We start from the raw sequence: 4,527 nt of genomic DNA, 5'->3' as shown, positions 1-4,527 counted from the left end.
CGCCCAAAGGGCGTCGGATACGAGAGGTGAAGCCATACACCTCTCAACAGCCCAAACGCCCTTTTGTTAGGTGCTCTTAGCCCCGCCCTCTTTGCTCGCTCTCAGGGTCCGGAGAGGGACCCCGCCGTCTCCCGTGAGACAACGGTTAAAAGTGTCTCAAACTTAGGATTCGGTTTCTCATCTTTTGCTTAACTGACCACCAACTGGTCGATATCGCAAAAAATGAGAGGGAAGCATTACTGAAATCAATGGGTTGTGCGTTTCAATAAAGGAAAATCTGATACGGTGTTAAGCAAAAGATGAGAAAGTGTGGATCTTTTTGCGCAAAGATTGACAGGCGGCTGTCAAAGGATGCCGATCAAACGGATATCCATCCTTGATCGCTGAGAAACGCTATCCCATCTCATTCTCAGATGGTCTGTGAAGATCGTGACCTTGCCAGCGATATCATCAGCTGGTCTTGGTCTTTCTCTGACTGCTTAGAACTGGCCCTAGCAAAGCGATTCGTTAAACGGCGGATCGCATCACTCCGACTTCGGTCAGGGGCTTCGCGCCCTGACCGAACCCACTTGAGTGTCATTGGGGGCTCTAACAACGATGGATATAAGAGGAGGGGTGATGGGGAGTCGCAACGATCATGCGATCCCCAATCATCTCGTCATCCGGAGTAATCCAGTTCCTGGTGAGAGTATGATCGGGTATCTTCGACGGCTGTGTATTGCCAATGGGTATGACACATTGCAATGGGTATTTCATAAGAATATTCGGTTTGCAGATGAGCTTTTCACAGAAGAAAATATGTGGGAAATTTCTGATGTGACAGGATGTGATTGTAAAATCATAAGGCGTAACAGCTATTGTATTAATGGTTGGCATGGCAGTTCAATTAATTTCCATGGTATAAAAATAGACAGAGACCGAATTGACATAAAATACTTAAACATATGCCCGGATTGCTTATTGGAGAGCCCTATAATTCAGTCTATCTGGGATCTTGTTGATTGTACGGCTTGCCCAAAACATGGGACGAATATAGTCAACAGGTGCCCAGCATGCCGTAGATTTTTTTCGTGGATGAGAGCAAGCAACACGTGTGAATGCGGTATGGTTGAATACGATGACTATTTTACAGGGTTTTCCAGTGAGAATGAGGTCGCTTGTGCAAAGCACATCTCCTTCCTTCTGGGAAACAAAGTAGAAACTGAAGCAGTTCCAGGAATGACCGAAAACATAAAACGGTTGAGTTTGGAAGATTTCTTGTACTGCGTTAATAGAGTTTATTCTATTCCGGTTTATGAAGATGAAAATAATTGTCGCGTTAAAGTAGAGATGGCGTTTCCTGATAAGAGAATATGTGTGAGTTATTCTATGGGAATACTCATGGATTGGTCCGCGCCATTTTACAACCACGTTGAAAAAATAAGTAAATTTATCATAGGATATGGTGGCGTTCATAGAGTAAAGAAAAGAGCGGAAAGGAATTTTTTGCTTGCATCGTTTTTAGGAATGATGGGCGAGGTGGCGAGTAAAATCGACGGTACGACAGAGATTTTTGATAGAAAATGGTTTGATATAAATAAAAGTAATAATCTAATCTAGTGGTTAATTCCATTAATTTCCGTGGTATATTTTCTTACCTCCTCTCGACGCCAAACTGCAGAAATTCCTTTGCGTTTATCCGGTTCTATGAACGGATACACTGACAACGCTCTGAGCGCAGAGATGACGGTTCGGGAGCTTTTTCCATTGAAGTACAGCAAGTCGCGTGAAAAGCAGAAACTGCTGTGAAATTCGGCGATGGCGTGTTCCGAGAGTCCACATTTCGTCATCCGTCCCGTGTGCGGACGATTGTTCTGGAAGCAACCCGCTACCACCAACGCATGCACCATGCGCACGGACACGCCAAGAGACTTGGCTGCCTCCCGCACCCCCAGACAACGGTCGCCCGAGGGACGTACAGTATGGCCGAACACATCGTTTTTCCGGACATACAGACTGCGCAGACTGCACTCCTGTGGAGATGCCGCCCTGCGCCAGAGGGGTAGCCGATTGGCAAGCGCTTCCCGTAAGACACTTGGCAGCGAGAGCCGCCGGTGGAGCGGCAGGTCAGCGAGAGACACCATGTCGACGCCGGCCCCGGTCATGACGGTGGCATTCTGAAGCAAGGTGTCGGCAAGCCCTTCCAGGGACGTGCGCTCGTACCTGTAAGCGCCACCTACCTTGACCGCCTCGTCCAAAATCCCCTCGCGCCGAAGCTTCTCGATCTGGGAGCAGGACGTTCCGAGGCATTCGGCCGCCGCCTCGCAGGGCAGCGACCCATCCGTGCGTTCCTGGAATTCCTGCACGCTGGTGGGGTCGACCAAGATCTGGCGCCGCCGCCCCATGTCCCGGAGTTGGCCCTTCAAGGTTCCATCTCCGACCATGCGGGCAATGCTCGCGCTCGTCATTCCCAGGAGCTTTGCCGCTTGCGAGCCTGACAGGTGACGGGGGGCATCGGGTGGGGTATAGAAGACCGACTTGGGCTTGACGAAGCCGTTTCCCCAATGGTCGGCGAAGTAGCGTCTGACCTCGGAGAACAGGAAAGCGAAGGGCTCGTCGCCGAAGAAGGCCCGGAAGCGCGGAAGGCAATGCCCATATTCGGCCACCAGCCCGACCCGGTGATCGGAGGACCGGGCACTGTTTTCGAGCCAGTCATAAAGGCTGAATGGCCAATCCCGCAGAAGACAGGCCGCGGCTTCCACCGTCTTGCGATCTGTGGCCAACCCGGCCTTGGTCATGGTTGAGACACGCCAGTTGGGGGCGGTATGATCGGAGCCGAAGAAGGCGATGAAGCGCACGGCCATGTCGAGGGTCTGCAGGGCGCCGGCCGGTAGAGTTGGTGGTGCCGACGTCGGCAATGACCGAGTCGCACGCTCCTCCAGCAGGGCCGCAATCGAGAGTGCCGACTCGGACGCTGGAGTGGTGGGCGCATCGGTCCAGGCGCGTCGGCACCGGCAGAGCCCAATGCCTGGACGCAGCCAACTCAGGCGGTTCAGGCAGTAAGGGCAGCGGTCGACCAGCCAGCAGCGGTGCACCGGGCACGCGACATAAAAGGTCAGATCCCATATCCGCCGCACGCTGCCGCGTTCGCGGATGCATCTTGGACAGGCGCGGGGGTGGATGAGGTCGAGTGCAGCGGCCGGCAGCGACCCGTTGCCGAAGCGCACCAACCGCGTGCGCTCCGGAACGGGCCAATTGGCCAAAGCCTCCAATTCGATGCGGGCGACGTCAGTAATGCTGGACAGCGTCGCCAGATCGCAGGGTGTTCCGGCGACCGCAAGACGCAGCCCGGCTGCGTCCAGCAGCCAACGGATGTCTGGATGGCCATTGGCTTGGGCCAGACGCAGACCGTATCCCTTCAGGCTTTCATCTTCCAGGGGAGGACTGCGAACGGTAAGGCGGTTTTCCATCGGCAGGTGCCGTTCACCGTTTGGTCAGCGCCTGGTTCACCGTCTCCTTGCGCAGGCGACGCTTCTTGGCGCCTCGCCGTGCTGCGACGTCCGGACGCGGGAGCGAGTCATCCTCGATCGGAGGGGGCAACTGCCCGGCATAGGTTGAGGAGAATGGGTTGATCATCCCGTGCGCCTCCTTGCGGAAGGCCAGGTCGAAAGCGTCTTCGAGAAGTTCCAGGGTGATGCGGCGTGGTATTGCGGAATCTCGCGCGACGATCCTCACGCACCTCTTCAGCAGCTTCTTCAACGCGCCGATCACGCCGCGGCTGGCGTAATAGAAGCGAAGTGCGATCCGATCCTCCGTGACGTCGACATCGAACGGCATGGGCGACAGTTTCTGAAACGCCAGCAAGGTTCCGATGAACTGCGCCTGATCCTCCAGGTCGTCCATGCCGTCACCCGTCCGCCACCGATAGGGCGGCATGCGGAGTTCGGCGTCGCAACGCCGCTCGTGCTGGCTGTCCTGCTCGAACAGGTAGCTCAAACGACCGAGACCGAGGAAAATCAAGCACACGTTGTTTTCATCGTGCCGGGACTTGAACCAGTCCGCCAGTTCCTCAGTCACCACCACGCCGTTGCGGTCGACCGCGCGCTGAGCTTCGTCGATGAGGATACCGACTGTCCCACATGCCGCGACCAGCGTGTCTACCCTTTTGCCGAAGGAATATTTGTCGCCGCGATACCAAGCTGGATCACCGAACATCCGCAGCATCTCCATGCCAACCGATTTGACCGTGGGGCCTTCCGGCATAACGAACTGGAGCAGCGGGATGTGGTCCGCCGTCATGACCGGATAGGGTGGCTCGTCAATCAAGCGGCCATCAGGAACGGCTTTGTATTCCCGAGCCAGCTTCTTGCGCAGCGTCGACTTTCCGACTCCGGAAGGGCCGCTCACCTGCAGACAAGGGGCTTCGTCATCGCAGTCCTGAAGGCTCAGGATCAGTCGAACCTCTTCCATGGGCTCTGTTGCAAAGTTTGAAAGTAGGCGCGAGGTGATGGGTTACGGGCATCACCGCCGACGCTATGCGTCCTGGAG

The 4,527-nt window shown here is 55.3% G+C and carries 3 protein-coding genes and 1 pseudogene; 2 read left to right on the top strand and 2 right to left on the bottom strand.

What is annotated here, in order from left to right; all coding sequences use genetic code 11:
* Window positions 1–597 precede the first annotated feature (597 nt).
* Both FZ938_RS31620 and FZ938_RS31285 read left to right on the top strand, forming a co-directional pair.
* Window positions 598–1,017 (top strand): annotated as a pseudogene (locus FZ938_RS31620) (TniQ family protein); the annotation flags it as partial.
* Between the two features lie 87 nt (window positions 1,018–1,104).
* Window positions 1,105–1,599: a hypothetical protein gene (locus FZ938_RS31285; protein WP_246457591.1), complete on the top strand. Its 495-nt coding sequence runs from the start codon at window positions 1,105–1,107 to the stop codon at window positions 1,597–1,599.
* On the opposite strand, the gene FZ938_RS30290 is transcribed toward FZ938_RS31285, so the two are convergent.
* Together FZ938_RS30290 and FZ938_RS30285 are read right to left on the bottom strand one after the other, a co-directional pair.
* Window positions 1,596–3,449, bottom strand: coding sequence for a TniQ family protein (locus FZ938_RS30290; protein ID WP_149201863.1), 1,854 nt, complete (start codon window positions 3,447–3,449; stop codon window positions 1,596–1,598). The two genes, FZ938_RS31285 and FZ938_RS30290, sit on opposite strands and share 4 nt — an antisense overlap.
* 13 nt (window positions 3,450–3,462) lie before the next feature.
* Window positions 3,463–4,449: an ATP-binding protein gene (locus FZ938_RS30285; protein WP_149201862.1), complete on the bottom strand. Its 987-nt coding sequence runs from the start codon at window positions 4,447–4,449 to the stop codon at window positions 3,463–3,465.
* Between the last annotated feature and the right edge of the window lie 78 nt (window positions 4,450–4,527).

The organism is Azospirillum oryzae (genome assembly GCF_008364795.1).
Taxonomy (GTDB): Bacteria; Pseudomonadota; Alphaproteobacteria; order Azospirillales; family Azospirillaceae; genus Azospirillum; species Azospirillum oryzae.
This window is presented reverse-complemented; position numbering and strand designations above follow the sequence as displayed.